General features: G+C 69.5%; 30 protein-coding genes and 1 pseudogene. 13 read left to right on the forward strand and 18 right to left on the reverse strand.

Features of this window, described 5'->3' with window-relative positions; all coding sequences use genetic code 11:
- The 13 genes and pseudogenes from METUNV1_RS15555 to dbpA form a co-directional block, all read left to right on the forward strand.
- Positions 1 to 301: pseudogene (locus tag METUNV1_RS15555) on the forward strand (transposase); the annotation flags it as partial.
- A gap of 565 nt (positions 302 to 866) precedes the next feature.
- Positions 867 to 1,466 (forward strand): hypothetical protein, encoded by a 600-nt coding sequence (locus tag METUNV1_RS15560; protein ID WP_008063408.1) that lies wholly within the window; start codon positions 867 to 869, stop codon positions 1,464 to 1,466.
- Between the two features lie 177 nt (positions 1,467 to 1,643).
- Complete coding sequence (locus METUNV1_RS15565; protein ID WP_081471378.1) at positions 1,644 to 2,330, forward strand: hypothetical protein; 687 nt, start codon at positions 1,644 to 1,646, stop codon at positions 2,328 to 2,330.
- Between the two features lie 29 nt (positions 2,331 to 2,359).
- Entirely contained in the window at positions 2,360 to 2,956 is a 597-nt protein-coding gene (locus METUNV1_RS15570) for a transglutaminase-like domain-containing protein (RefSeq protein WP_008063412.1), read from the forward strand.
- Positions 2,957 to 2,960: 4 nt separating this feature from the next.
- On the forward strand, positions 2,961 to 3,269 hold the full coding sequence (locus tag METUNV1_RS15575; protein WP_008063413.1) for a hypothetical protein: 309 nt from the start codon (positions 2,961 to 2,963) through the stop codon (positions 3,267 to 3,269).
- A gap of 94 nt (positions 3,270 to 3,363) precedes the next feature.
- Complete coding sequence (locus METUNV1_RS15580; protein WP_008063417.1) at positions 3,364 to 3,807, forward strand: SRPBCC family protein; 444 nt, start codon at positions 3,364 to 3,366, stop codon at positions 3,805 to 3,807.
- Positions 3,808 to 3,908: 101 nt separating this feature from the next.
- Positions 3,909 to 4,463 carry a hypothetical protein gene (locus METUNV1_RS15585; protein ID WP_008063418.1) on the forward strand — a complete coding sequence of 185 codons (555 nt, stop codon included), beginning with the start codon at positions 3,909 to 3,911 and terminating at the stop codon, positions 4,461 to 4,463.
- 81 nt (positions 4,464 to 4,544) lie between these two features.
- Entirely contained in the window at positions 4,545 to 4,913 is a 369-nt protein-coding gene (locus METUNV1_RS15590) for a cupin domain-containing protein (RefSeq protein ID WP_008063419.1), read from the forward strand.
- A gap of 41 nt (positions 4,914 to 4,954) precedes the next feature.
- On the forward strand, positions 4,955 to 5,434 hold the full coding sequence (locus tag METUNV1_RS15595; RefSeq protein ID WP_008063420.1) for a HugZ family pyridoxamine 5'-phosphate oxidase: 480 nt from the start codon (positions 4,955 to 4,957) through the stop codon (positions 5,432 to 5,434).
- A 58-nt stretch (positions 5,435 to 5,492) separates the two neighbouring features.
- Positions 5,493 to 5,822: a hypothetical protein gene (locus METUNV1_RS15600; RefSeq protein ID WP_008063421.1), complete on the forward strand. Its 330-nt coding sequence runs from the start codon at positions 5,493 to 5,495 to the stop codon at positions 5,820 to 5,822.
- 4 nt (positions 5,823 to 5,826) lie between these two features.
- Positions 5,827 to 6,306: a DUF2127 domain-containing protein gene (locus tag METUNV1_RS15605; RefSeq protein ID WP_008063422.1), complete on the forward strand. Its 480-nt coding sequence runs from the start codon at positions 5,827 to 5,829 to the stop codon at positions 6,304 to 6,306.
- Between the two features lie 140 nt (positions 6,307 to 6,446).
- Positions 6,447 to 6,959, forward strand: coding sequence for a superoxide dismutase family protein (gene sodC, locus METUNV1_RS15610; protein WP_008063423.1), 513 nt, complete (start codon positions 6,447 to 6,449; stop codon positions 6,957 to 6,959).
- 98 nt (positions 6,960 to 7,057) lie between these two features.
- The gene (gene dbpA, locus METUNV1_RS15615) at positions 7,058 to 8,464 is read left to right on the forward strand and encodes an ATP-dependent RNA helicase DbpA (RefSeq protein WP_008063425.1); all 1,407 of its coding nucleotides are present in this window, start codon (positions 7,058 to 7,060) and stop codon (positions 8,462 to 8,464) included.
- Between the two features lie 323 nt (positions 8,465 to 8,787).
- On the opposite strand, the gene METUNV1_RS15620 is transcribed toward dbpA, so the two are convergent.
- The 18 genes from METUNV1_RS15620 to METUNV1_RS15705 form a co-directional block, all read right to left on the reverse strand.
- The gene (locus tag METUNV1_RS15620) at positions 8,788 to 10,908 is read right to left on the reverse strand and encodes a TonB-dependent receptor (protein WP_008063427.1); all 2,121 of its coding nucleotides are present in this window, start codon (positions 10,906 to 10,908) and stop codon (positions 8,788 to 8,790) included.
- Positions 10,909 to 11,094: 186 nt separating this feature from the next.
- Positions 11,095 to 11,598, reverse strand: a complete 504-nt coding sequence (nikR, locus tag METUNV1_RS15625; protein ID WP_008063428.1) for a nickel-responsive transcriptional regulator NikR — start codon at positions 11,596 to 11,598, stop codon at positions 11,095 to 11,097.
- A 13-nt stretch (positions 11,599 to 11,611) separates the two neighbouring features.
- Positions 11,612 to 13,063: a nickel-dependent hydrogenase large subunit gene (locus METUNV1_RS15630; protein ID WP_008063430.1), complete on the reverse strand. Its 1,452-nt coding sequence runs from the start codon at positions 13,061 to 13,063 to the stop codon at positions 11,612 to 11,614.
- Between the two features lie 48 nt (positions 13,064 to 13,111).
- Positions 13,112 to 13,606, reverse strand: coding sequence for a hypothetical protein (locus tag METUNV1_RS15635; RefSeq protein WP_139026392.1), 495 nt, complete (start codon positions 13,604 to 13,606; stop codon positions 13,112 to 13,114).
- Between the two features lie 10 nt (positions 13,607 to 13,616).
- Entirely contained in the window at positions 13,617 to 14,624 is a 1,008-nt protein-coding gene (locus METUNV1_RS15640) for an NADH-quinone oxidoreductase subunit B family protein (protein ID WP_008063432.1), read from the reverse strand.
- A 443-nt stretch (positions 14,625 to 15,067) separates the two neighbouring features.
- Positions 15,068 to 16,516 carry a sigma-54-dependent transcriptional regulator gene (locus METUNV1_RS15645; protein WP_008063435.1) on the reverse strand — a complete coding sequence of 483 codons (1,449 nt, stop codon included), beginning with the start codon at positions 16,514 to 16,516 and terminating at the stop codon, positions 15,068 to 15,070.
- Positions 16,513 to 18,240 carry an enoyl-CoA hydratase-related protein gene (locus tag METUNV1_RS15650; protein ID WP_008063437.1) on the reverse strand — a complete coding sequence of 576 codons (1,728 nt, stop codon included), beginning with the start codon at positions 18,238 to 18,240 and terminating at the stop codon, positions 16,513 to 16,515. Before METUNV1_RS15650 ends, METUNV1_RS15645 begins: the two co-directional genes overlap by 4 nt.
- Position 18,241: 1 nt before the next feature.
- Positions 18,242 to 18,721 carry a hypothetical protein gene (locus METUNV1_RS15655; protein ID WP_008063439.1) on the reverse strand — a complete coding sequence of 160 codons (480 nt, stop codon included), beginning with the start codon at positions 18,719 to 18,721 and terminating at the stop codon, positions 18,242 to 18,244.
- A 5-nt stretch (positions 18,722 to 18,726) separates the two neighbouring features.
- Positions 18,727 to 19,803: a hydrogenase expression/formation protein HypE gene (hypE, locus tag METUNV1_RS15660; protein ID WP_008063441.1), complete on the reverse strand. Its 1,077-nt coding sequence runs from the start codon at positions 19,801 to 19,803 to the stop codon at positions 18,727 to 18,729.
- On the reverse strand, positions 19,800 to 20,942 hold the full coding sequence (gene hypD / locus METUNV1_RS15665; RefSeq protein ID WP_008063442.1) for a hydrogenase formation protein HypD: 1,143 nt from the start codon (positions 20,940 to 20,942) through the stop codon (positions 19,800 to 19,802). The genes hypE and hypD overlap by 4 nt, the downstream gene beginning before the upstream one ends.
- The gene (locus METUNV1_RS15670) at positions 20,939 to 21,178 is read right to left on the reverse strand and encodes a HypC/HybG/HupF family hydrogenase formation chaperone (RefSeq protein WP_008063444.1); all 240 of its coding nucleotides are present in this window, start codon (positions 21,176 to 21,178) and stop codon (positions 20,939 to 20,941) included. Before METUNV1_RS15670 ends, hypD begins: the two co-directional genes overlap by 4 nt.
- The gene (locus METUNV1_RS15675) at positions 21,169 to 22,308 is read right to left on the reverse strand and encodes a Kae1-like domain-containing protein (protein WP_008063445.1); all 1,140 of its coding nucleotides are present in this window, start codon (positions 22,306 to 22,308) and stop codon (positions 21,169 to 21,171) included. Before METUNV1_RS15675 ends, METUNV1_RS15670 begins: the two co-directional genes overlap by 10 nt.
- Positions 22,305 to 23,246, reverse strand: a complete 942-nt coding sequence (gene hypB / locus METUNV1_RS15680; protein ID WP_008063446.1) for a hydrogenase nickel incorporation protein HypB — start codon at positions 23,244 to 23,246, stop codon at positions 22,305 to 22,307. The genes METUNV1_RS15675 and hypB overlap by 4 nt, the downstream gene beginning before the upstream one ends.
- A 134-nt stretch (positions 23,247 to 23,380) precedes the next feature.
- Complete coding sequence (gene hypA / locus METUNV1_RS15685; protein ID WP_008063447.1) at positions 23,381 to 23,725, reverse strand: hydrogenase maturation nickel metallochaperone HypA; 345 nt, start codon at positions 23,723 to 23,725, stop codon at positions 23,381 to 23,383.
- Positions 23,718 to 24,797, reverse strand: a complete 1,080-nt coding sequence (locus tag METUNV1_RS15690) for a hypothetical protein (protein WP_008063448.1) — start codon at positions 24,795 to 24,797, stop codon at positions 23,718 to 23,720. The genes hypA and METUNV1_RS15690 overlap by 8 nt, the downstream gene beginning before the upstream one ends.
- Positions 24,794 to 25,306, reverse strand: coding sequence for a [NiFe]-hydrogenase assembly chaperone HybE (hybE, locus tag METUNV1_RS15695; protein WP_008063451.1), 513 nt, complete (start codon positions 25,304 to 25,306; stop codon positions 24,794 to 24,796). The genes METUNV1_RS15690 and hybE overlap by 4 nt, the downstream gene beginning before the upstream one ends.
- 33 nt (positions 25,307 to 25,339) lie before the next feature.
- Positions 25,340 to 25,561 carry a rubredoxin gene (locus METUNV1_RS15700; RefSeq protein ID WP_008063453.1) on the reverse strand — a complete coding sequence of 74 codons (222 nt, stop codon included), beginning with the start codon at positions 25,559 to 25,561 and terminating at the stop codon, positions 25,340 to 25,342.
- Between the two features lie 2 nt (positions 25,562 to 25,563).
- A complete protein-coding gene (locus tag METUNV1_RS15705) occupies positions 25,564 to 26,430 on the reverse strand; it encodes a hydrogenase expression/formation protein (protein WP_008063463.1) in 867 nt (288 codons plus the stop codon).
- Positions 26,431 to 26,434: the final 4 nt, after the last annotated feature.

The raw sequence follows: 26,434 nt of genomic DNA on the forward strand, positions 1-26,434 counted from the left end.
GGCTATGACACGGCGGAATTCGTGGCTGCGCTCGAACGGCGCGGTATCAAGGGCGCACGTGGGGCGCGGCAAGGTCAGCGGCAGCGCCGTCGATGGACGCACCGCGCGTGGCAAGGGCTACGCGATGAGTCTGCGCAGGCGAAAGATGATCGAAGAGGCCTTCGGCTGGATCAAGACGGTGGGTGGTCTGCGCAAGACGCGGCACAAGGGGCTGGAGAGGCTCTCCGGTCAGGCGCTGTTTGCGTTCGCGGCGTACAACCTGACTCGAATGCTGAGCCTGATGCGAACGGCTGCCGCGTAGAGGGATAGATGCGTCCGCTGCCTGGCGAGCAGCCGAATACGAGGGTGAGAGAACCCCGAATCACACGCCACGGCGCACTTCCGGTGCCGGAAAAAACGAGCGGAAGGACATGATCCGGAAGGATTCAAGGGTTTCTCACCAGCCTGCTAACCCTTTCATCGAGCTGACGTGCCGCGGCAAGCCGGGTCACGCAGCTCATATCAAACGTTGAGGCTGTAGAAAAACCCCTCCCGCCCCACCGCCGTCCACATGCCGTCGTTATGATTGCGCATCGCCTCTCCGGAGCTCCGCGATGCCGCGATTCAAGACGCCTGACTACGGCCTGAAGCTCATCCCGGTCGATTTCGCGCAGCAGGTGCTGCCGGGTACCTTCGAGCGCGCGCGGCCATCGGGGCGACACCTGTGCAGACCTGACCGCACTGCGCCACCACTGAGGTGCAACACTTCAAGACAGAGGCACCGGATACGGGCATCAGGCGGGATCACCGGCGGCGCCACGACCTCGGCATAGCGCTGCAGGCAGGCCAAGGCAGAATCGGACGACCACGATTTCGGAACGCACTCGATGCATCTCACCCCCTCCCCGGTCCGCCTGGCCGGACTTTTCGCGCTTGCCATCTGCAAGGCCGTGTTCGCGCAGCAGCCTGCGGGCCTGCCGACGCATTGCGCGAAAGGTGAGTACGCCTATCTGAACGCGTACATGTCGGAAATCCGCCGGCCGCCTGAAGGGGGTTACACGCTCGTCAAGACAGGAAAGCTGCTGTCCGTCTGCGCGGACAGCAGGTCCGAGCCCTTCCGCAAGGTGGCGTACCGCTTCGGGCCGGAGGGAAAGGTCGAGATGGAAAGCGTGGCGAGCGATGACAGGAGGTTCTTCGTGTTCGACCGGTCAACCTCACCGCACACCGGCGAAAACGTGATGTTCTTCAGGATCGGTGCCTACACGTACTGCGTGACCGAGGCGACCGCTCAGGGCAGCGGCATCGGATTGCGGGTCCTGAAGTCGGGTCGTCAGGTGCTGGATCTTTTTTCGGGCAATCGCCGCGGTGCGGACTTCGAATCGGAAATGATTGAGATGAATTTCGTGGCGCCCCGTTCGCCGGTCTTTCGGAGCTACCTGCTGTCAAATCCGTTCGAAACACCCTGCGACCCAATGCCGAGGACCTGACCGGTGCTGCACGCCGACCCCGTCGTCGCGCACGGCTTGACGGGTGTGCGATGCCAGCGTGATCCGCCCGCACCGGATCGGGCGCCGCGGTCCTTCGACACCGTGCAGAGGGATTCGCGTCGGGCTGTTACATTCGAGTCCCGTATCGCCCCACCTCAAACGTCTTTGCGATTGCCCATGAAAACCACGCACACCGCGCTCGTCACCGCGGCATTGCTTTCAATCGGCGCCCGGTGCGGTGCCGCGACATTGCAGATCCCGGCCGGACTGGTGCCGGAAAGTCACAAGGTGGTCGAGACCATCCGGGGAGACCTGAACGGTGACGGCCGGGACGACGTGGTGCTGCTGATCAAGGCCCGGGACCGGAAGGGATTGTTCACCGATGAACAGGGCGGAACGGTCGACCGGAACCGCAGAGGGCTGGTCATCGCGCTCCGGAACGGTGACCGCTACGAACCGGTGCTGAAGAATCTGAACTGCTTCTCGTCCGAAAACGAGGACGGCGGCGTCTACTTTGCGCCCGAGCTAAGCGTGAGCAGCCGGAAAGGCAATCTGCTGATCGAGTACAGCCACGGCAGATACGGTTACTGGACATACACCTTCCGCTACCGGAATTCAGCCTTCGAGCTGATCGGCTATGACAGCAGCAGCAACAGTGGGCCGGTGGTCGACCGGTTCATCAGCATCAACCTGCTGACCAGTAAGGTTCTGAAGAAGGTGAACACGAACGCCGATGCGCAGGGTGGTGACGAGCGGTTCAGAGAAAGCTGGCTGAAGGTGCCGACGCCCAGGCGGATCGCACTTGCGGATATCGAGGACTTCGACGAACTGTCGGTCGAGCGCATGCTGGGTCTGTCCAGATGACGGTCGCACCGATATCGCCCGGATCAGGCATGCCGATGCACGCCTTCCTCGCCGCCAGCCGCTACATCGACTTCGATCATCCCGAGGTGCAGGCCCGCGCACGCAGCCTCGCCGCCGATGCGGATTCCGAGCACGCGCTGGTCCGGCGCTGTTTCGAATTCGTGCGGGACGACATCCGGCACAGCGTCGACTTCCGCCTGAATCCGGTGACCTGCCGGGCCTCGGACGCGCTGCAGCACCGCACCGGCTACTGCTACGCGAAAAGCCATCTGCTGGCAGCGCTGCTGCGGGCGAACGGCATTCCGGCAGGGTTGTGCTACCAGCGGCTGTCGGTCGGCGACCACGGCGCGCCCTACTGCCTGCATGGCCTGAACGCGGTGTTCCTGAGCGACCACGGCTGGTACCGGCTGGATGCGCGGGGCAACAAGCCGGGCGTGGACGCCCGCTTCAGCCCGCCGGTGGAAGCGCTCGCCTTCGCGATCCGCGAACCGGCCGAGCGCGACCTGCCGGAGATCTGGGCCGAGCCGCTGCCGGTGGTGACCGAGGTGCTGGAACGTTACGCGCGCTATGCCGAGGTGCTGGCCCATCTGCCGGACGTGGTGCTGCTCGACCGGGCTGTCGGCTAGGCATATGGATCTTTCGCCGCTGATCGCCCTCGCTGTGCCGCTGGCCGGCTGCGTGCTGGCCGCGCACTGCGGGCTGAGCGCCGCCGGCGCGGCGCGTCCCGCCTATGTCGCGGCCGCGCTCGGCGTCGCGCTCGCGCTGGGTCTGGGCCTCACCTTCGTGCAGTCGGCGCTGCACACGCTGTGCATCGAAAGCCTGCATCTGTGCACCCAGCGCGGCGACCGGAACATGGGCTACTGGTTTCAGTCCCTGCTGGCGACGCCGGTGTTCTGGCTCACCGGCTGGGTGGCCTGGCGCACGCGCCGCGCCCGCTGACGCCGGGACCGGCCGGCTGTCGATTTCCGGCCGGTGCCTTCGTCGACCCGATGTCGCCGGCTTCAGTCCGGCCCCTGCAATGAGGAGATGAACCATGTCCCGCACCCTCCATCTGCACCGCGTGTTCCGCGCGCCGCCGAACCGCGTATGGCGCGCCTTCACCGACGCCGACGCACTGGCGAAATGGCTGCCGCCCTACGGCTTCACCTGCACCGTCCACGAGCTCGATGCGCGCGTGGGCGGCCGCTTCCGCATGTCCTTCCGCAACTTCTCGAACGGCCAGGCGCACGGCTTCAGCGGCGAATACCTCGAACTGGTGCCGGACAGCCTGATCCGCTACACCGACGTGTTCGACGACCCGAATCTGCCGGGCGTGCTGGAGGTGACGGTGACGCTGCGCCCGGTGCTGTGCGGCACCGAGCTGAAGGTGGAGCAGGCGGGCATACCGGAACCGATTCCGCTGGAAATGTGCCACCTCGGCTGGCAGGAATCGCTGGCCCAGCTCGCCACGCTGGTCGAGCCGGACATTCCGGGCTGAGGCCTTCCTGCCGGTCGCGGCTTGGCGGGCCGGGGAGCACCGGCGATACTCGCCAGCCCCGCGTGCGCCGTGCGCGCGAGTGTTCCGTATGGGGTATCCGCATGAGCAGGGAATGGGTTGTCGACGCGAACTACCGTTTCATCGCCGCCAGCCAGGAGGTGAACGCCCGCATCGGCCAGCGGCAGCAGGCGCTTGCCCTGTACGTGACGCTGGTGGTGAGCCTGCTGGCGGCACTGGTCGCGCTGAAGCCAAGCGAAGGTCGCGGGCCGGTGCCGGTCGAGTGGCTGCTGCTCGGCTTTCCGGTGGCGTCGCTGTGTCTTGCCTTCCTGAACTACAAGGCTGAACGCGCGATCACCAATCTGCGCCGCTTCATGGCTGCACTTGAACAGCTCGGCCAGGCGCACGAGCAGATGCCGAGCTATAACACCCACCCGCAATGGGCCAGCGGCGCCAACAAGGCCCGCCGCTTTCACGACTACGCGTCGGCGGTGCTGGTCGCCGGCGGCAACGTGATCGGGCTGGGTGCCGTCATGCGCATCTATCCGGCGCGCATGGCCGAAGCGCCGCTCACGCTATGGCTGTCGACAGCCGTGGCGGTTGCCTCGGTCGTGGTCATGCTGCTCAGCCCGCGCTGGAGTTACCGCCCGACGACGTGACGCCGGGCGCCGCGCCTTGACCACGCCCGGGCCGGCGACGCATGCTTTCGTTTCGCCATCCCTGCCCGCGGAGCCACCGCCATGATCGTGTTTCCCCAGGACGAAAACCGCCTGCATTCGATGCAGGGCAATCACATCGCCGGTGTCGCCACGCCGGGCAGCGGTGCGCGTCAGGTCGAAATGTGGCGCGGCCACATGGAGGCAGGATCCGCCACGCCGCCGCACCGGCATTCGGGCGAGGAGGTGGTGCTGTTCCTGACCGGCAGCGGGCGCGCGACCGTGGATGGACAGGAGGTGCGCTACGCCGCCGGCGACACGCTCATCCTGCCGGCCAACGCGGTGCATCAGATCTTCGCCGAAACCGAAAGCAGCTTCGTGTCGGCGATGCCGCTGGGCGACACCGTGTCGCTGCCGGACGGCACGGTGATGGACCTGCCCTGGCGGGCGTGATGCCGGGCCGGCCGCCACCGCCCGTGCCACAATCCGGCGCCATGAACGCCGAACAGACCGAAGCCCTGCGCCATCTGCTGGCCAGCCAGCCGGTGGCGGCACTCGCCACGCTGCACCGCGGAGATCCGGCGGTGTCCATGGTGCCGTACGCGCTGCTGCCGGACGGCCGCGTCATCATCCACGTCAGCGCGCTGGCCACCCACACCGCCGACATGAAGGCCCACCCGGCGGTGGCACTGATGGTGACCTCGCCGGCCACGCCCGAGGTGTCGCCGCTGGCGCTGCCCCGGCTCAGCATGCGCGGGCAGGCCGCGCCCTGCCCGCCGGACGCGCCGGAACATGCCGACGCGCGCGCCGCCTATCTGGCGCGGCTGCCGGACGCCGAGCCGCTGTTCTCCTTCGCCGACTTCTCGCTGCTGCTGATCACCGTCGATTCGGCACGCTGGGTCGGCGGCTTTGCCCAGGCGCAGTCACTCACAGGGCGCCAGTTCGTCGCCGCGCTCGGCACGGCCGGCGCCTGACACGCGGATACAGTGGCGCCGTACCGCCCGCGGACGCGCCCGGTATGATGGCCGCGCCATGACCGCCCCGCACGACAAGGAAATCCGCGACCACGAACTGACCATGCACGTGTTCACCGTGTCCGCCGGCATGGTCGGCGTGTGCCTGACCGCGATCGGCCTGCTGCGGCTGATCGCGTCGCAGACCCAGGTGCAGACCGTCGGCGACGACCTGCTGGCCATCGACGCGCTGGTTTTCGTGAGCTGTTCATGCCTCGCCTTCTGGTCGTTCAAGACCCGGCGGCCGGTGCTGCGACGGCGGCTGCGGGTGGTGGTCGACAGCCTCTTCCTGTTCGGCCTGGTGGCGATGGCGGCGATCTGTTCGGTCATCGCCTACGCCATCTTCTAGCGCCGTGAGCGCGCACGCCGGCCGCACCGTCCGCCTGATCGCGCTGTTCGAAGGCTTCAAGGGCGCCATCGTGCTGCTGGCCGGCAGCGGCGTGCTGGCGCTGCTGCACCATGACGTGCATGCGCTCGCGGCAACGCTGGTCGCGCACGCGCACCTGAATCCCGCATCGCATTACCCGCGCATCTTCATCGACGCGGCCAGCCGCCTCGATGACCCGCACCTGCTGCAGCTGGCCGCCGGCGCGGCCGCCTATGCCGCGCTGCGGCTGGCCGAAGCCTGGGGGCTGTACCACGGCCGCGCGTGGGCGGAAACGCTGGCGGCGGTGGGCGGGGCGATCTACCTGCCGTTCGAGCTGCAGCAGGTGATCGCCACCCGCGCCCCGCTGGCCATCGTGCTCTGTCTGCTCAACGGTGCGGTGGTGGCGGTCATGGTGGCCGCGCTGGTGCGCCGGCGTCACCCGCCGCCGACGGCGGATCACCGGTAGCGCATCCGGCACCGGGCAAGCAGGTTTTTCCGGCCGGTTCGCCGCCATGACACTATGATCAGAGCAGGCGCACGGCGCTCTGTCGCGCCCGCTGCCCGCAGCCGTGTCCAACCGCAGTGCGTAGAACAGGAGATGACCCGATGAAGAAGACAGCCCTGGTGCTGATGCTGATGGCCGCCGGTGCGGCCTGCGCCGACACCGTCGTGCAGGTGAATCTGGTGGATGAGAAAGGCGTCGGCACGCCGGTCGGCAGCGTGACGATTTCCGAAAGCCGCTACGGCCTGGTGTTCACGCCGGCGCTGCAGGGCCTGCCGCCGGGTCTGCACGGCTTTCACGTGCACCAGAACCCGAGCTGCGACAGCGCGGAGAAGGACGGCAAGCGGGTGCCGGCGCTCGGTGCCGGCGGGCATTACGACCCGAAAGCGAGCAATGTGCACGGCACGCCCTGGGGCGAAGGCCATCTGGGCGACCTGCCGCCGCTTTATGTCGATGCTGCCGGCAATGCGACCACCCCGGTGCTCGCGCCCCGGCTGACCGCCGCCGACGTGGCCGGCCGTTCGCTGATGGTGCACGCGGGCGGCGACAACCACGCCGATCACCCTGCACCGCTGGGCGGTGGCGGGGCCCGCGTCGCCTGCGGCGTCATCCGCTGAACGACCGCGCCGCGCGCACCGCAGCCCTCCCGGCGCCCCGCTCCGGGCGGCGGCCCTCAAACAGCGGCGCGGCGGCGCCGGATCGCGGATAATCCGGCATGACCTCTGCCGCATCCCCCTCCCCCGATACCGCCTTCGACAGCCTGCCGCTGTCGCCCGCCACCCTCGCCAACCTGAAAACGCTGGGCTTCGACGCCATGACGCCGGTGCAGGCCGCCGCGCTGCCGGTGGCGCTGGCTGGCCGCGACCTGATCGCGCAGGCCAAGACCGGCAGTGGCAAGACCGCGGCCTTCGCACTGCCGCTGCTGGCGAAGCTGAACACGCGCTGGTTCTCGCCGCAGGCGCTGGTGCTGTGCCCGACCCGCGAACTGGCCGACCAGGTGGCCAAGGAAGTGCGCCGGCTGGCGCGCGGCACCGACAACATCAAGGTGCTCACGCTGTGCGGCGGCACCAAGATCGGCCCGCAGGTCGACAGCCTTTCGCACGGCGCGCACGTCATCGTCGGTACGCCCGGCCGTCTGCTCGACCACCTTGAACGCGGCTCGCTGGACCTGCGCGGCATCAACACCCTGGTGCTGGACGAAGCCGACCGCATGCTGGACATGGGCTTCGTCGACGACATTGCAGCCGTCGCACGCCAGTGCCCGCGCGAGCGGCAGACCCTGCTGTTCTCGGCCACCTTTCCGGACGGCATCGAGCGGCTGGCCGCGCAGTTCATGCGCACGCCGCAGCGTATCGAGGTGGAAACCCGGCACGCAGAACAGACCATACGCCAGCGCTTCTTCGAGGTGGACGAGGCGCAGCGCCCGGCGGCGGTGCTGGCGCTGCTGCGTCACTACCGGCCGGTCAGCACGATCGCCTTCTGCAACACCAAGCGGCGCTGCCGCGAGGTGGTGAGCGCGCTGCAGGCCGCCGGCATCGAGGCGATCGAACTGTCGGGCGATCTGGAACAGCGCGACCGCGACCGCGCGCTGCTGCGCTTCGCCCAGCGCAGCGTGTCGGTGCTGGTGGCGACCGACGTGGCCGCGCGCGGGCTGGACATCGCCGGGCTTGACGCGGTGATCAGCGTCGAACTGACGCCGGACCCGGAAGTGCATGTGCACCGCATCGGCCGTACCGGCCGTGGCGACGCGGAAGGCGCCGCCTGGTCGCTGGTCGCGCCCTTCGAACAGGTGCGCGCGCAGCGCATAGAACAGACCCAGGGCCGGCCGCTGGAATGGGGCGCGCTGGCCGATCTGAGCCCGGCCAGCGACGCGCCGCTGGTGCCGCCGATGGCCACGCTGCAGATACTCGGCGGCCGCAAGGAAAAGATCCGCCCCGGCGACGTGCTCGGCGCCCTCACCGCCTACGCCGGGTTCGCCCGCGAACAGATCGGCCGCATCGACGTGACCGACTATCTCACCTTCGTCGCGGTCGACCGCAGCATCGCGAAAGAAGCCGTGCTGCGGCTGGACGGCGGCATGGTGAAGGGGCGCTATGTGAAGGTGAGGGTGGTGGACGAGTAAGCGACGCGCACGCTTCTTTTCACCGCAGCCATCGCGGCGAGGGCGCCGCTGGCTCTGTTTCAGCGTCTGATCGCGGCGGGGGTGCCGCGCCCACCAGAGCCGCGCCGCCGTCACCCGGTAAGCGCGGCGGTCCGCCGCGATATGGCGTACGACTTGCCGCGTTCTCCGTTCCACGATCTGATCGCGGCGGGGCGCCGCTCCCACGAAGAGCTGTGCCAGGGTCTGCTCAGACCCGGTGGGAGCGGCGCCCCCGCCGCGATGCGGCGCATCACCCTGCGCCGTTTCCGTTCCGGCGCTGGTCAGCCCGCACGGCCGAAGTCCCCTCAGAACCGCGCATTCACCGTCAGCCGCAGGCTGCGCGGTTCGACCGGGTGGATGTGGCGGTCGTCGGTGCCGGCCAGCGGCTCGCCCGGCAGACGCGAGGTGTAGAAGTACTCGATGTCGTTGTCGCGGCGGTCGAACAGGTTGAACACGTCCAGCATCAGCCGCAGATCCTGCCGCACGCGGTAACCGACGCGCAGCACGGTGAGCGTGGTCGGGTCGGAGCGCACCGAGTTGTCCTCGATCAGCGCGCGGGCGCCGACGTGGCGCAGCTGCACGTGGCCGAACCAGCCGGCGGCCAGCGGGTTGTCTTCGGTCAGGCTCACGCCGGCCGCCAGCACGGTGCCGGCGGCGCCCGGTACGTGGTCACCGGCCGGGTCGCGGTCGGTGAAGCGGGCGCGCGACAGCGCGACGTCGAGGTCGAGCAGCAGCCAGGGGCGCGGCGTCCAGCGGTTGTTCCACTCGATGCCGCTGCGCCGGCTGGCGCGGTTGGGTTCGGTTTCGCCGGCGTCGCCGACGAACAGCAGCTCGGAATCCAGCTTCAGCGTCCACAGCGCGAGCGAGCTCTGCAGGCCGGGCAGCACTTCGCTGCGCACGCCCAGTTCGCCGCCGCGGGTGCGCACCAGCGCATCCACCGGATCGGCCGGCAGGCCGCCCTTGGCGGTGAGCCGCGCGGTGGTGCCGCGCGCGTCGTTGCTGTGGAAACCCTGGCCGTAGTTCACGAAGTACTCGGTGTCGGCCCACGGCCCGAACACCAGCGACAGCTTGGGCGAGGCGATGTGGTCCGAGGTGTCGCCGCTGTTGGCGGCGATCGAACTGGCCACGTCGAACTGGAAGCGATCGATGCGCAGGCCAGCCAGACTACGCAGCCAGGGCGTCCATTGCACGCTGTTCTCGCCGTACAGGCCGACGCTGGTCTGGCGCACCCGGCTTTCCTGGATGACGCCGGTGGTGGTGCGCGCCACGGTCGAATACAGGCCGACCGGCGCCAGCCGGTCGTGGCGCATCTGCACGCCCAGCGTGTTGGTCATGGACCGGCCGGCCAACTGGCCGTCCCAGCTGCGGCTCAGTGCGAAACCGAATACCGAACGCTGTTCCGACTGCCGGAACTGGTCGCCGTCGACCGGGTTTTCCAGCGCGTAGGTGAAGTTGGACCACAGATCGAGTTCGGAGCGGATGGCATAGGCGCTGAAGCGCAGCACGCCGTCGTCGCGCAGGCGCTGGCCGTCGAGCGACAGGCTGTAGCGCTGGGTCTTGCCGCCGTCGGTCGGGTCGACCGCGCCGTAGCGGTCAAGCCGGCCTGCCCGCAGCGCGCGCAGCGGAATCTGGTCGGTGGAATCCCAGCGCGCGCTGTAGGCCATGGCGGTGACCGAAGTGGTGTCGGCCCCCTCGCCCAGCGTGTAGCGCAGTACGCCGTTGATGCGGCGGAAATCTTCCGGGTTCTGCCACGGGCCGTCGGCGCTCGACGTTTCGAGTGCGTACAGCAGCGTGCCGGCGCCGACGGCGTGCGCGTTCATCAGCAGGCCGCGCCGGTAGCCGTCACCACCCAGCGTGGCTTCAGCCGTACCGTAGGCGGTGCGGTCGCGCAGCTTGAGCCGGGCCGAACCGGCGGACGAGAAGTCGCCGTCCTCGGCGAAGTAGGGGCCCTTGCGGTAATCGATGCGCTCGATCAGTTCGGGAATGAGCCAGTTCAGGTCGGCATAGCCGTGGCCGTGCGCGTGGGTGGGCATATTCACCGGCATGCCGCCGACCCAGGTCGCGAAGTCGGTGCCGTGGTCGAGGTTGAAGCCGCGCAGGAAGTACTGGTTCGCCTTGCCGCCGCCGCTGTGCTGCGTGACGATGAGACCGGGCACGAATTCCAGTACCTCGGCCGGGCGCTGCGTGGGCCGGTTCGCGATCAGGCGCGCGGTCGCCGTGCCCTGGCTGGCGGCGTCCGACGTGCCGACCGCATTGTCATAGTGGCCCTCGACCGTCACCGGGTCGACGTGGTGCGCGGCCGGCGCCGCCTCGTGCGCCAGCGCGGTGCCCCAGGCACCCGCGAGGGGCAGGCACAGCGCGGGCAGCCATCGTCGTGCGGGCGCCGGCGCCCGGCGCGGTGCGGTATTCGTCCCGGAGTGGTTCATGGCGTCGTTGTATGAAGAAGTGTCGAATCTTCATACGCGAGAAGCGTGCCAGTGTTTCGCACACGATGAATCAGGGGCTTGGCGCAGGCCTGCGCACCGGAAGCGGTCAGCGCGCTGTCGCTTCAGTCCATGCTGCGGCTGCACCGCTTGCGGTGACAGCGATGTGCGGCCCTCTGCTGCCCGCGCTCAGGTGACCGGCTTCACATGCACATGCCCCGCACTTCCGCCGGCCGCGTGGCGGCGGGTGTAGCGGTGGCCGGCGGGACCGGCGTGGTGGTGGTGGGCATCCATCTCGACCGCGATCAGGTTCACCTTGCCGTGGTGCACGCCGCGCTCGGCGCACACCGCGTCGGCGAAGGCCTTCACCGCCGCGATCTCCCCTTTCAGCAGGACGGTTTCCAGACAGTGGTCATGGTCGAGGTGGGCGTGCATGGTCGACACCGTGAGGTCGTGGTGCGCGTGCTGCAGGCTGGTGAGCCGCTCGGCCAGATCGCGTTCGTGATGGTTGAACACGTAGGACAGGCAGGCCACGCAGTGGGTGGCGCTGCCGGTCTGCTGCTGCGAGCGGTCGAGCTCGGCGCGGAACAGGTCGCGTACAGCCTCGGAGCGGTTGCCGTAGCCGCGCTGCGCGATCCAGTCGTCGAACTGGGCGGCCAGCTGGTCGTCGAGGGAAATGGTGAAGCGCTGCACGCGGGTCTCCGGGTCAGTGCACGGTGCACACCATGCAGGGGTCGAACGATCGCACGATGTGCTGCACCGCCACCGGCGTGGTTTCGCCATCGCGCACCGGCGCGCCCTCGAGCGCGGCTTCCAGTGCGCCGGGCCGGCCCTCGGCGTCGCGCGGCGAGAAATTCCAGGTGGTCGGCGCGACGATCTGGTAGTTGGCGATGCGGCCGTCGCGCACCGAAATCCAGTGGCCCAGGCTGCCGCGCGCCGCTTCCGACAGGCCGGCCGCGATGCCTGCGTCCGGCAGCGGGCCCGGCGTGCAGAAGGGCTCGCCCGGCCGCAGCGCGCGCAGCCAGTCTTCCATCAGCGTGACGACGCGCGCCAGTTCGAGCAGGCGGGCGACCACACGGGTATAGACGGTGCCGCCATGCCGGCTCACCAGATCGACGATGAGCGGGTGGGCGCTCGCCAGCTGGCGCGCGATGGCGCCGGTTTCGACCACCTCGCCGGCCAGCCGCGGCGCCTTGTTCCAGGTGTAGGCGCCCGGCTTGTCCGGTTCCGGCAGCGTGATGCCGGAGCCTGGATGCTGCGGCCCGCCCGCATCGCTGAGCCAGGCGTGGGTCGCGTCTTCGCGGATGGCGGCGGCGTCGACCGGCGACAGCGTGCCGGCATGCCACACGCCCGCGCCGAGCGCGGCGCGGCCGTCCGGCTGCGGATAGGCGCCATAGCTCAGATAGCGGCCGGGGCCGGCGCCCAGCGTGGCGAGCGCGGCGTCGCGCGCCACCGTGGCGAAGAAACGCAGATCGCTGCCCAGCGGGTCGCGCGCGACCCAGTCGTCGAACGCCGCTTCCGAATCGAGCGCGACCACCGCTTCCAGCGGCGCGCCATAGGAGTGGGTTTCGAGAAAGCGGCGGAACTCGCGCACCCGCGCCAGCAGCCGCACTTTCTCCGCCGCGTCGACCGCGCGGGTCGAGCCGCCGGGGTCGATGCTCTGCGTATGCGGCCACTTGCCGGCCAGCGTGCCGAGCAGCGTGAACCAGCGCTGGCGCGCGGCGATCGCGGCGCGCACCCGCTCGCCGGTGCTCGGCGTATAGCGGCGCACCGCCTCTTCGTGCCAGGGGCGGCCGGCATAGACCAGGCGCACGAAATCCGGCATGAAGAACAGATAGAAATGGGTCAGATGATCGGCCAGATTCTCGGTGGCCAGGATCACATTGGTCACGTGCCGGCCGTTGTCCGGCATCGTGATGTCGCCCAGCGCCGCCAGCGCCCGCGCCGCCGCCACCGACTGCGACACCGAACAGATGCCGCAGATGCGCGGCACATACACCAGCGCGTCATGCGGCTCGCGCCCGCGCAGGATCTGCTCGAAGCCGCGGTACATCGGCGCATTCACGTGCGCCGACGCGACCCGGCCATCGGCGACGTCCAGCGTCACTTCAAGATCACCTTCGACGCGGTTGAAGGGGCCGACGAGGAGGCGGGTCATGTGGAGGCGTCCAAAAGATTGTTCCGACGCTTGCGGTTGCGGACGCGGTCAATTTCGCAGGACATGATTTGCACGAACAGTATGGCAACGAGCTGCCAACTTGTAAGCAAGACGACAGAACGATTCAACGTCGAATACGCCGTGGCCAGATTGTGAGCCAACCGTCAGTGACACTAGAGAAAAGCGCTTGCCAAAAATAACCCCGGACTCAGGGTCATGGGACGTCGGAAAGTACGCAAACTCAGCGTGCGCCAGAGCCCTGTTGCGAAGATTTTTACAGAGATCATGCAAGGCCAGCTCTTCCTTGGACAGAGGCGCAAAGTCATCAATTGCAAGCTTGGAGACGGCGTCCCCGGTCCCACTGCTTCTTTCGTTCTGTGAGAACGGCCGGTAATAGACAACTACCGCCATAAAAAGCAGCGCCTCTTTCGCAAGACTGTCTGGTGAATGCAGCAATGACTCTTCGGCAAGCTTTATCGCCTGCTCGAAGTCATGAACAGCAATCGAATATCGATTGAGCTCTGCGCTAGTAAGTGTCCGCATGAACCGATGGTCACTTCAATCGTGTCCGCCGCGCCACCGGCGGCACCACCACGTGGTCCGACACCGCATTCACTTTGACTCGCTTCGGCGTCGCCGACTTGGACAGCGAGGCCAGCGCGACGAACCAGGCCTTGGGCATGTCGGTCGGCAGGCCGATCGGAATGCCGGCGAGCTTGGGCGTGGCGTGGAAGGGGTGGCCGGGTTCCTGGAAGCCGGGTTCGGTGCAGCTGATGCAGGCGTAGCCGCCGCGGGTGCAGGAGCCCTCGCCGTTCCACGGCCGGGTGTTGCAGTCGGCATGCGCCTGCGTGCCCTTGCAGCCCATGTGTTCCATCATGCAGCCGAGGTCCGAGGGCTTTTCGGCGCTGGCCTTGAATTCGTAGTACTCGTTGCGGGTGCAGCCGTGGTGCACCAGCTGGTCGGCGTAGAAGCGCGGCCGGCCCAGCGTGTCGAGGTCGGCGGCGCCAAAGCTGCCGCCGGCCAGCGCCATGAGGGTGTCCAGCACCCAGCTCGGGTGGGTCGGGCAGCCGGCGATATTGATCACCGGCAGGCCGGCGCCGGCGTGGAAATCCGCGCCGAGCAGGCCGCCGCGAGCGTCGTCCTCGTACTGCAGGCCGCAGGCTTCGGTCGGGTTGTCGCCGCCCGCGGTGACACCGCCCCAGGCCGCGCAGCTGCCGATGGCCACCACGTGGCGCGCCTTTTCGGCGAGCCTGCGCACCCAGTCGATCATGGGCAGACCAGTGCCGGCCATGATGTGGAAGCGACCGCTGCCATTCGGCCCGCGCAGCAGCGAACCTTCGACACACAGCGCGTCCAGCCGCTGCGTGCCGTCGAGAACGCGGCCGAGCAGCGCCACCACGTCGTCGCCGCTGTCCAGCGACAGCGACGGATGCCAGAGCAGGTCGATGCCGGCGTCACGCAGCTGGCCGTGGAAGTCGTCGGTGTCGGCGCACAGCAGCGACATGCTGCAGCCGCCGCAGCCGCCGGACTGCAGCCATAGAACGGTGAAGGGGGTGCTCATCGCCGGGTGCTCAACTCATTCATCGTCGTGTTCATGCTGAACCCACACTGTAGCAAGGCAGGCGCGAGACCTGTGGGCGCGGCGCCCTCGCCGCGATGGCCGCTTCGGATCGCGCACCGGCACCTGGCCCAGGCCCCATCGCGGCGGGGGCGCAGCTCCTGCGGGTGGGCACAGCGGGTCGCGTGAGCCGGCCGTAAAGCGGACCGGCGCGGTCATGCGTTCGCCAACCGGACCTCGCTGCGCATGGCCGAGGTCTGTGGGAGCGGCGCCCTCGCCGCGATGGCAGCGGTGGCAAGGGCGCCAACGCGAGGGGCAGGCCCGGTCTGCGATGGCGGCGAGAGCAAGAGAGACCGCGCGATGCACACGTCCGGATCGCGGCGGGGGCGTCGCTCCCACACCGGGCCGCCACACGCGCTGCCGCTGTGCACGCGACGTCTCCGACCTCACCCTTCCAGTCCGAATCTGACCATCTTGCCTCTGAGGCCGACGCGGGACAGGCCGAGTTCCTTGGCGGCGCGGGTCTTGTTCCAGCGGTGGCGGAGCAGGGTTTCGCGCAGCACCATGGCTTCGATGGCGTCGAGGCGTTCGGCCAGCGTGCCGCTGGCGGGCAGGGCGGCGGCGCTGGCGGTGGCGGTGAGGCCGGCCTGACCGTGCAGCACGCGCTGCGACAGCGACTGCGCCTCGATGCGCTCGCTGTCGCTCAGCGCCAGTGCGCGCGCAAGCTCGTTGCGCAGTTCGCGGATGTTGCCCGGCCACGGATAGCCCATCAGGCAGGCCATCGCCTCGTCGGTCAGCGAGGCACCGGGCCGGCCCAGTTCGATGCCGACCTCATCGACCACGCGGCGGGCGATCGGCTCGATGTCGCCCACCCGCTCACGCAGCGGCGGCACGGTGAAGGTGGCGCCCGCGATGCGGTAGTACAGATCCTCGCGGAACAGACCTTCGCGCACCCGCTGTTCGAGGTCGCGGTGGGTGGCGGCGATCACGCGCACGTCCACCGGCACCGCGCGGGTAGCACCCACCGGCCTCACCTCGCCCTCCTGCAGCACGCGCAGCAGGCGCACCTGGAAGGCGGGCGAGGTTTCGCCGATTTCGTCGAGGAATACGGTGCCGCCGTCGGCGCGCTGGAACAGGCCGATGTGGTCCTCGTAGGCGCCGGTGAAGGCGCCGCGCTTGTGGCCGAACAGTTCGGATTCGAGCAGGGTTTCCGGTATCGCCGCGCAGTTCTCGACCACGAAGGCGCCGTTGGCGCGCGGGCTGGCGTAGTGGATGGCGCGCGCCAGCAGCTCCTTGCCGGTGCCGGATTCACCCAGCACCAGCACCGACAGGTCGTAGCGCGCGACCCGTGCGGCCATTTCGCACACACTGTCCATCGGGCTGCCGGCGGCGCGCTCGATGCGGTCGAAGCCGAAGGTGCGGCGCGCGCGCTCCAGCTTGTGCGCGGCGCGCTGGCGCAGCACCGGCGTGGCGGTGCGCAGTTCGAGATCGAGGCGGGCGGTTTCCTGCTGCAGCGTCTGCGCCTCGGCGGCATTGCGCACGGTGGCCAGCAGGTGGTCCGGCACCCAGGGCTTCAGGATGTACTGGTAGATGCCGGCGTCGTTGATGCCGGCGATGATGTCTTCCGAGTCGGTGTAGCCGGATATGACGATGCGCACGATGTCCGGCCAGCGCTCGCGTACCTCTTTCAGGAACACGACGCCGGTCAGGCCGGGCATGCGCTGGTCGCACAGGATGACGTTCACCTCGTGCCGCTCGAGCTGGGTGCGCGCGTCGTCGGCACCGCTGGCGGTGAGCACGACGAAATCCTCTTCCAGCGTGCGGCGCATCGCGTCCTGCGAGCGCACTTCGTCGTCGACCACCAGCACGGTGGGCAGGCGCAGACCGGCGTTCATCGCGCGGCCACCTCGCGGTGCATTGCCAGATGGCGCGGCGTCCACGCATGCGGCAACCGGTGCACGAAGTGATGGCGCGCGACGTGGTAACTGGGGTCGAAGCCGTAGAAATTGCGGTGCATGCGGGCCAGTTCCTCCTGCCGGTAGTCGGCGAGCGGGCGGGCGGCTTCGTCGGCGGCCCGCGTCCTCTGTTTGCGCGCGAGCGCGTCGCAAAGATTGTACGACGCGGCCATCGCGCAGGCCTCCTGCAGCGCGGCATCGAGCAGGACCGCCGGCGGGCCGTCGATGCAGCGATCGATGAAGCCGATGCGCGCCGCCTCCGGCGCCGACAGCGGCAGACGGCGCTGCATCAGCGCGCGCGCGCCGTCGGTGCCCAGCCGCTTCGGCGCCAGATAGGTCCAGTACTCCGAGCCGTACAGATTGCCCATGTTCTTGTAGTGCGGGTTCAGCATGACGCCACGCCCGGCCCACACCTGGTCGGCGGCCAGCGCGAGGAAGGCGCCGCCGGCGCCGGCATTGCCGCGCAGCAGCGACACGGTGAGCCGGTCGGTGGTGGTCAGGATTTCCAGCGCCACATCGTTCATCGCGTTGATGTTGCGCCAGGAGGCGTCGGCCGCGCTGTCGCCGTCGCGGTGGGTGGCGTGCTCGATGGTGTTGAGGTCGATGCCGTTGCTGAAGAAGCCGGCGCCGCCCACCAGTATGAGCAGCTGGGTGTCGCGCCGCTTCACCTCGACCAGCGCGTCGCGCAGCCGCGCGCACTGCGCGGTGGACATCGCGCCATTGCAGAAGTCGAAACTGAGCACGCCGACCCGCGCGCCGGGTGCGCCGTGTTCGGCGTAGCGCAGTTCCGCCCACTCGTCGTCGGCGCGCGTGAGCGGCGCCACGCGTTCGGGCAGGGCGGCGGTTTCATCGGCCAGCGCGAGCGCGGCCGGCAGCTTGATGCTCACGGTGCGGTCAAGCCGCGCGATGCGCCCCAGCCACACCGCGCCATCGACCGTGCGGCACAGCAGCGCGTCGTCGCGCCGCGCCAGCGGCTCACCGGGGGCGCCGTTCAGACCGGCCCACGCAGCCGCCGTAGCCGGATGCGCGTCGTACAGCCGGACCTCCACGCCACACAGCCGGCTCACCACACCGGGCTGGCCGTCAGAGGCGCGCACCTTGGCCAGCACGGTGGCGCTGTCATCACGCGCCCAGTCGATGGCGCGACGCGCCTGCGGCAGCACGCCGCGCCAGCCGTCGGCCTGCGGCGGCAGCGTGAGCGGAGGTTCACCCGCTGCGTGGCGAGCCAGCGCCTGCAGCGTGGCCGCCACCGCGGCTTCGGTCACTTCGGCGCGGTACAGCGCGCCCTTGGAGGCGGCACGCATCGGAAAGCCGGCATGCGCCCACACCGGGCCGGCGTCGAAATCGCCGTCGGCCTGCAGCACGGTGACGCCCCATTCGGCGCGGCCTTCGAGAATGGCCCAGTCCAGCGCGGCCGGGCCGCGGTCACCCGGCGGCCCCGGGTGCACGATGAAACAGGGCAGCGCGCGCCACACGCTGTCCGGAATGCGCCGCTTCAGGAAGGGCGCGATCAGCAGGTCGGGCCGGAACAGCGCGACCGCCTCTTCGGTCACGCTGTCGGCGATGTCCAGCTCGACCGACAGCGTGTGGCCGAGCGCAGCCAGTTCGGCGTACAGCCGCTGGCTCAGGCTGTTGAAGCTGTGACAGAGCAGCAGGATGCGCATGTCAGAGTTCGAAGCGCAGGCCGGCCAGCGCGCGGGCGGCGTCCTTGCGGCCCATGTAGAGCGCCAGTCTGGATTCGATGTGGTCGAGCGCGCGATTGAAGGCGTCGGCGTCCGCCGCCTGCAGCAGCGGACGGGCGACCAGTCCGACGTCCGGCCCGAAATGCGGCGCCAGCCGCTGCAGCGCGTCGCTGCGGCGCATTTCGAGCTGGGGGTCGGCCAGGCCCGGCACAGCGCCGGTGGGGTCGGGCGCCACGGTTTCCACGCAGCCCAGACGCAGCAGTTCGTCCAGCAGCGCCTGCGCGTCGTCGCCGATCACCTCCTGCAGCGCCGACAGCGGCGCCCGGCCATTGACCACGATGAGCGCCGCGCGCAGGCGGCCGCGCAGCATGCTCGCGCGCGACAGCAGCTCGCTGCGACCGCGTTCGGTCTTGGCGTAGATGCGGTCGGCGGTCATCGTCGCGTCGAACAGCGAAGAGAACACGCGGTTCAGCAGATGCGCGGCAGCTGTTCGCCGCTGAGCCAGTCCACCACGCGGCGACCGCCGAAGCGGGTGTTCATCTGCACGAAATGGTGCGGGTCTTCGGTCACGCTGCCGATGCATGCGGCGTCAGCGCCGTGCGGATGGGCACGCATCGCGGCCAGCACCGCGTCAGCCTGGTCCGCAGGCACGATGGCCAGCAGCTTGCCTTCGTTGGCGACGTAGAGCGGGTCCAGCCCCAGCAGTTCGCAGGCGGCATCGACTTCCGGTTTCACCGGAATCGCCGCTTCGTCGAGCAGCATGCCGACGCCGGACTGGCGGGCGATCTCGTTCAGCGTGGTCGCCACGCCGCCGCGGGTCGGATCGCGCAGCGTGCGGATCGCCGGACAGGCGGCCAGCATGTCGGCGACCAGACCGTTCAGCGCCGCGGTGTCCGACACGATGGTGGTTTCGAACTCCAGCGATTCGCGCTGCGACAGCACCGCCACACCGTGGTCGCCCACCGTGCCCGACAGCAGGATGACGTCGCCCGGCCGCGCGTGCGCACCCGACACGTCGATGCCGTGCGGCACCACGCCGACGCCGGTGGTGCTGATGAACACGCCGTCGCCCTTGCCCTGCTCCACCACCTTGGTGTCGCCGGTCACCACCGCGACGCCGGCTTCGCGCGCGGCGGCCGCCATCGACTGCACGATGCGCTTCAGGTCGGCCAGCGGAAAGCCCTCTTCGAGAATGAAGCTGGCCGACAGCCAGAGCGGGGTGGCGCCCATCATGGCCACGTCGTTCACCGTGCCGTGCACGCTGAGCGCGCCGATGTCGCCGCCCGGGAAGAACAGCGGCGAAATGACGTGGGCGTCGGTCGCCATCACCAGACGAGCGCCCTGCGGAATGGCCAGCGAAGCGCCGTCATTGCCCTGGCGCAGGAAGGGGTTGTCGAAGGCGGCGAGGAAGATTTCCTCGATCAGCTGCGACGCTGCGCGCCCGCCTGCGCCGTGACCCATGTCGATGCGGCCGTTGCGGATGTCCAGCGGCCGGACATAGCCGGCGCGCACGGTGCCGCCCTTGCTGTCGTCTCTCGCGTTCATGCGCTCACCTTCACCGGAATGTCCTTGAATCTTCCATACGCGTAATGCGCCGCGCACGCCCCCTCGCTGGACACCATGCAGGAACCGATCGGGTTTTCCGGCGTGCACACGGTGCCGAAAATCTTGCAGTCGGTCGGCTTCTTGACGCCGCGCAGGATGGCGCCGCACTCGCAGGCCTTGTTGTCGGCCACCGGCGTATAGCCGACATCGAAACGGCGTTCGGCGTCGAACTCGGCAAAGGCCGGGCGGATCTTCAGCGCGCTGTACGGCACTTCGCCCAGGCCGCGCCATTCGAAGCTGGGCCGCAGTTCGAACACCTCCGACACCTTCTGCTGCGCGGCCAGATTGCCGTCGCGGTCCACCGCGCGGGTGAATTCGTTCTCGACGTGGGCGCGGCCCTCGTTCACCTGACGCACCAGCATCAGGATGGCCTGCATCACGTCCAGCGGCTCGAAGCCGGCGATCACCACAGGCTTGCGGTATTCCTCGGCGAAATGCTCGTAGGGCGCGGCGCCGATCACGATGCTCACGTGCGCCGGGCCGATGAAGCCGTCGATCGGCACCGTGCCGTACTGGCGCACTTCCGGCGATTCCAGAATGTGGGTGATGGCGGACGGCGTCAGCACGTGGCAGCACAGCACGCTGAAATTCTTCAGCCCCTCGCGCTGCGCGCGCAGGATGGCCAGCGCGGTCGGCGGCGTCGTCGTTTCGAAACCGATGGCGAAGAACACCACCTGCCGCTCCGGGTTGTCGCGGGCGACGGTGAGCGCGTCGGCCGCCGAATACACCATGCGGATGTCGCCGCCGCGCGCCTTGGCCTTGGTCAGAGACAGGCTGTCCGAGGCCGGCACGCGCATCGTGTCGCCATAGGTGCACACGATCACGTCGTGTTCAAGCGCCAGCCTGATCGCCATGTCGACGCGGCCGATCGGCAGCACGCAGACCGGACAGCCCGGGCCGTGAATCATGCGCACATTGGCCGGCAGCAGTTCGCTCACGCCGTAGCGCGAGATGGCGTGCGTGTGGCCGCCGCAGAACTCCATGAAGCTGTACTGGCGATCGGCGCGCGCTTCCGTAGCCAGACGGTCGGCAATCCTGCGCGCGACGTCGCCATCGCGGAACTCGTCGATGTATTTCATGCGGCGGACTCCGTTGCGGCCATCGCCGACATTTCGCCGAACAGCGCCAGCGTGCGCTCGGCCTCGTCGGGATCGATCATGCCGATGGCGTGGCCGACGTGGACGATGACGTAGTCGCCGACCTGCGCCTGCGGCACCAGTTCGATCGACACTTCCTTGCGGATGCCGCCGAGGTTCACCATCGCGCGTTCGTCCGCGCGCAGTTCGACCAGCTTGGCGGGAATGGCTAGACACATGACAGCATCTCCGAGTGCGTGTGCGGGGCGATGAGGATCTGCTGCGCGACCGCCCAGGCCTGGCCCCAGGCCAGACCGGCGTCGCCGCAGGAGGTGGATTGCGGGCGCAGCACGCGCAGGCCGCGCCGCTGCAGCCTCAGCGTGACCCGGCGGGTGAGCAGCGCATTCATGAAACAGCCGCCGCCGAGACAGACGGTGTCGACGCCGGTGGCGCCGGCCGCTTCCAGCGCCCACTGCGCGAGCGCGTCGGCCAGTTCGAAATGGAAACGGGCGGCCGCGGCGTCGACCGCGTCCGCCGGCGTGTCGAACAGGGTCGCAACCAGCGGGCGCAGATCCAGCTGTTCGCTGCAGGCGGCCGGCGCATCGACGTCGAGCGACGGTTCGCCGTGCTGCGCGCACCAGCGCTTCGCTGCGGTTTCCAGCGCGATCGCGGCTTCGGCTTCGTGCGACTGGCGCACGCTCAGGCCGAGCGCGCCGGCGGCGGCGTCGAACCAGCGGCCGGTGCTGGTGGTGGGCGGGCTGTTCAGACCGGTGTCCAGCATGCGGGCCACCGTCCGCGCCGCAGCCTGGCCCACTGCCGGCGCAAAGCGCGGCTCGATCTCGTCGCCACGGCCCAGCACGCGCAGCACCGCGGCGGCCATGCGCCAGGGTTCGCGCGCGGCGGCGTCGCCGCCGGCCAGCCGCAGCGGCCACAGATGACCGAGCCGGCGCCAGTCGCCGGGCGCCACCCACAGCAGCTCGCCGCCCCAGGCCAGGCCATCGGTGCCGAGGCCGACGCCGTCGAGCGCCAGACCGACCACCGGTTCGGTCAGGCCGTGCTCGGCCATCACCGCCGCGATGTGCGCGTGGTGATGCTGTACGCCGACCGCCGGCACACCCAGCCTCTCGGCCAGTTCCACCGCCAGCCGGCTGCTGTGGAAGTCCGGATGCAGATCGTGCGCCACCGCCTGCAGCGGCACGCCCGACTGCGCGAGCAGCGCGTCGAGCGAGCGCTCGAGCGCGACACAGGCGGCCGGGTCGCCGAGGTCGCCGTGCAGCGGCGACCAGTGGGGCTGGCCGTCCTCGAGCAGACAGGCGGCGTTCTTGAGCCAGGCGCCACAGGCCAGCACCGCCGGCAGGCCGGGGTTCATGATGCGCGCACCGGCTGTGCAGCGGGTTGCGCGACCGCCGGCTGCATGCGGGCGGCAATCCAGGCCAGCCATTCGTCCATGCCTTCGCCGGTGGTGGCGGACACGCGGATCACCTCGATGTCCGGATTCACCCGGCGCGCGAAATCGATGCAGCGCTCGACGTCGAATTTCAGATAGGGCAGCAGATCGACCTTGTTCACCAGCATGAGGCGGCTGGCGGCGAACATGTCCGGGTACTTCAGCGGCTTGTCCTCGCCTTCGGTCACCGAAAGGATGGCCACCTTGGCCGCCTCGCCCAGATCCCACATGGCGGGGCACACCAGATTGCCGACGTTCTCGATGAACAGCAGGCTGCGCGCCGCGCCGTGATCGTGGCGGTGCAGCCGGGCGAAGGCTTCGGCCACCATGGGCGCGTCCAGATGACAGCCCTTGCCGGTGTTCACCTGGATTGCCGGCGCGCCGGTGGCGCGTATGCGGTCGGCGTCGAAAGCGGTCTGCTGGTCGCCCTCGATCACCGACACCGGCAGGCCGGGCGCGCGGCCTTTCAGCGCCTCGATGGTGGCGCACAGCAGCGTGGTCTTGCCGGAACCCGGGCTGGACACGAAATTGAATGCGGTCACGCCGTGCGCGGCGAAGTGCCGGCGGTTCTGCGCGGCGATGCGATCGTTCTCGCCGAGGATGTCGGTTTCCAGCCGGATCGCGCGCGCCTGGCTCATGCCGGGCACCGACACTTTCGCCGCACCGGCGCCGAAGTGCAGGTCGCCGCTGGCCGGGTCCACGCTCACGTGGGCGTGATCGGCAAGCACCGGCTCCGCTGCACGCGAAGCCGGTTTCGCGCGGCGCGCGGCCGGTGAATACGGGTTCGCCGGATGGGCGTGGCCATGCCCCTCGATGCTGACCTGGCTGCCGTCACCGGCACATCCACAGACTACGCACATGTCGATCTCCTCCGTCCTCGCCCGGTCTGGGCCGGGTCATGTTCTGCTGCGTCGCGCGGCAGGGGCCGCGCACATTCCTGTCTCCGGTCTGCCCGCCCTGTGCGGACCCGACCTTCTGCTGCGGCGCTCGCCGCTCAGTCCTCGACCTGCATGTCGATCACTTTCAGTTCGGTACCGCCGGTGGGCTGCAGCCGGTAGCCGCCGCAGTGCGGGCAGGCGTCGCCGCGCTGCGCGATCTGCACGGTGACGCTGCAGTCCATGCACCAGGCTTCGCCCGGCGGTTCGTCGATGTCGATCCGGGCGCCGTCGAGCAGGGTGCCGGGCGCGATGGCTTCGAGCGCGAAGCGCAGCGCGCGCGACTCGACGCCGGCCAGCTGCCCCGCTTCCAGCCGCAGATGCGTGACCCGGGCGAAGCGCTCGCGCTCGGCCGTACGCTCGACCAGCTGCAGGATGCCGCCGGCCAGACTGGCTTCATGCATGGGCCACCTCCGGCAGCAGCAGGTCGTAGCGCACGCAGGGGTCCCAGGCGCTCATCAGCACCGCCACCTGACGCGCGATGTCCGGCGCCTGCGGGTCCAGCGTTTCGAGCGACGCGGCGACCGCGCCCTGCGGGTGGAAATTCCATTCGGTCGGCGCCAGCACCCGGCAGCGCTGCACCACGGTGCGGGTCGGGTCGAGCTCCACGTAATGCAGCAGCAGGCCGCGCGCCATTTCGGCCCAGGCCAGACCGGTGCCCGGCCCGAGCGCGAGCTGGCCGCTGCGCAGCCGGGACGCGGCATCCGGCAGCGCCAGCCGCACGGTTTCGGCAATGCGGGCGGCCATGCGGGCACCTGCGGTGGGCGCCGGCGGCGCCTTGGGGGCGTCGTCGAGCCGGGTCCAGCAGCCGGTTTCGGCGCAGCGGCTATCGAGGTCGGGCAGACGGCTGAAGTCGTCCTCGTCCGCCAGGCGGCCGGCCAGCGCGCGCAGGCCGGCGTCGTCGGCGTGCACCCGCAGCGGTGAAGCCACCGGCAGCCGGCGGTCGGCGATCGGGGCGATGTCGTCCATCAGCGCGGCCAGCCAGCTGGCGCGGCCGGCGCGCCAGCTGGCGAAGGCGGCGTGCGGATCGGCGTCCCACGCGGCCAGCCAGTCCTGCGCGCGGCCGCCGAGCAGATGGCGTTCAAGCCAGTCGGCCGGCGTATCGGTAGCGTCCGGACGCAGGAGCGGACAGGCCGCGAGCGCGCGCTGCGCTTCGGCTGAGGGCGAGCCGGCCAGCCGGGTTGGCCAGTCGAGCAGCAGGCGGCGCAGGTGTTCGCGCAGTGTTTCGTCGCGCAGGCTCGCGGTGCTGGGCGGCGCCTCGATGCCGCGCGCCGCATCCACCGCCGCCCGGGCGCACAGCGCGTGGGCATGGGCGCACAGGCTGAACACCGAAGACAGCAGGCTAGGCAGCGCGTCGGCCGGCTTGCCGCGACCCAGCGTGGCGGCCCAGTCCGGGCGGCTGCCGGCCAGCGCCTGCGGCCGCGCGGCGCCCGGGCGCACGCGCAGCACGCCGGCCAGTGCGTCCAGCGTGTTCATGGGGTGCGGCTCCGGCCGAACAGGAAGCCGCGGCGCGACGGACGTTCGACCTCGCCCTCCGCCTCGCGCGGCGCGGCCGCAGGCGCCTGCGGCGTACGCAGACGGATGAGCACCGCCCGCGCGGTGGCGACCGCGTTGTCCTGGTCCGGAAAATCGAACATCGGCGAAAACAGCGAACAGGCGTCGAAAGTGCCGATGGCCGCCTCGTGCGCGCCGATGAAGTCGAAGCGCTCGTTGCCGAGCGCCAGCCGGCGGCTGACGCCGACCCGCCCCGGATCGTCCTCGCGCACCAGCGGCAGGCGCACCAGATTCATGAACCAGGGCGTGACCAGCACGCCGCTGACCGCAGCCGGCAGATCCGGCTCCGACGCGCAGGGCTCGAAACCGACCGCCTCCACCCGCAGCGCGGGGTTGATCACCGGCAGCCCGGCCATGCGAGTGTCGGCGATCTGGCGGAACAGCGTCTCGAGGGCGCTGATGCGGTAGGCGAGCATCGGGTCGGTGGTCATGTCGGTCGCTCAGGTGCGGTGAGGTGATCAACCTCAGTCGATCACCATGAACTGGTCGGCGTCGCCGTCGCACTGCGGACAGCGCCAGTGCGACGGCAGGTCGGTGAATGCGGTGCCCGGCGCGATCTGCCACACCGGGTCGCCCTGCTGCGGGTCATACACCCACCAGCAGATCTTGCATTCGAGCTTCGCATTGTCCGGCAACTTTCCGGCGTCGCCGAGATAGCTGCCTTCGAAGCGTGCGGGTTCCGACATGATCAGGCGCCTTCCACCCAGGCCAGCACTTCGGTCAGACGCTCGAACGAATCTTCGAGATCTTCCTTCGCGGCCATCGCGACTTCCGGCAGCGCGGTCACTTCCACCGTGTTCAGGATGACCACATCCTGCGAGTTGTAATAGACGACGCGCCAGGTATTGGGCACGCGCGTATTGGTGATGCGGCAGTTGCCGTAGCCGCGCGACAGGATGAGCACGCGGCCGGTGCCGAGGTGGTGGTCCATGAAGCCGATGTCTTCCTGCGACATCGGCAGCAGGGTGAGATTCACCACATGCGCCGGCTGGCCCGGCTTCCATGCGCGCCACTGGTCCTCGATCTCGGCCAGCAGCGCCGGCGCGTTCTGCACGTTGGGCGGCAGCGCGCCCTGCCAGCGCGGCACCGAGAACCACAGGTCATCGACCGCCGAACTGCGCAGGATGTGCGGAATGGCGCCGACCTCTATGGTGTCGGACTGCACGCGGCCGCCGTCGGTCACGATGACGCGCCACACGCCGGCGAACACCGATTCCTGCACGTCGACCCGCCAGGCGGTGTCGCCCTCGGTACGCACCTGCGCGCTCACCTCGCCCTCGCCCATGACCTGGTTGATCAGCTTCAGGTCGTCCGGCGGCAGGCGGGTCAGGTCGATGCTGCGGTTGCGGCCGTCGAGGCGGGTTTCGCCGACGCAGGCCAGCACGTCGCGCAGCGCCAGATGGGCCTGTTCGTGGCCGACCAGCTCTTCCGGCTCGGGCAGGATGGGCGGACGGAAGGTTTCCATGCCCTGCGGCATGTTCATGTACTGCAGCGTTTCGTCTTCGACCTGTGAGCCGGGGCCGATGACGGCGACCGGAATCGGAAACTCTTTCACGTTG

The sequence above is a fragment of the Methyloversatilis universalis FAM5 genome, from assembly GCF_000214035.2.
GTDB lineage: Bacteria > Pseudomonadota > Gammaproteobacteria > Burkholderiales > Rhodocyclaceae > Methyloversatilis > Methyloversatilis universalis.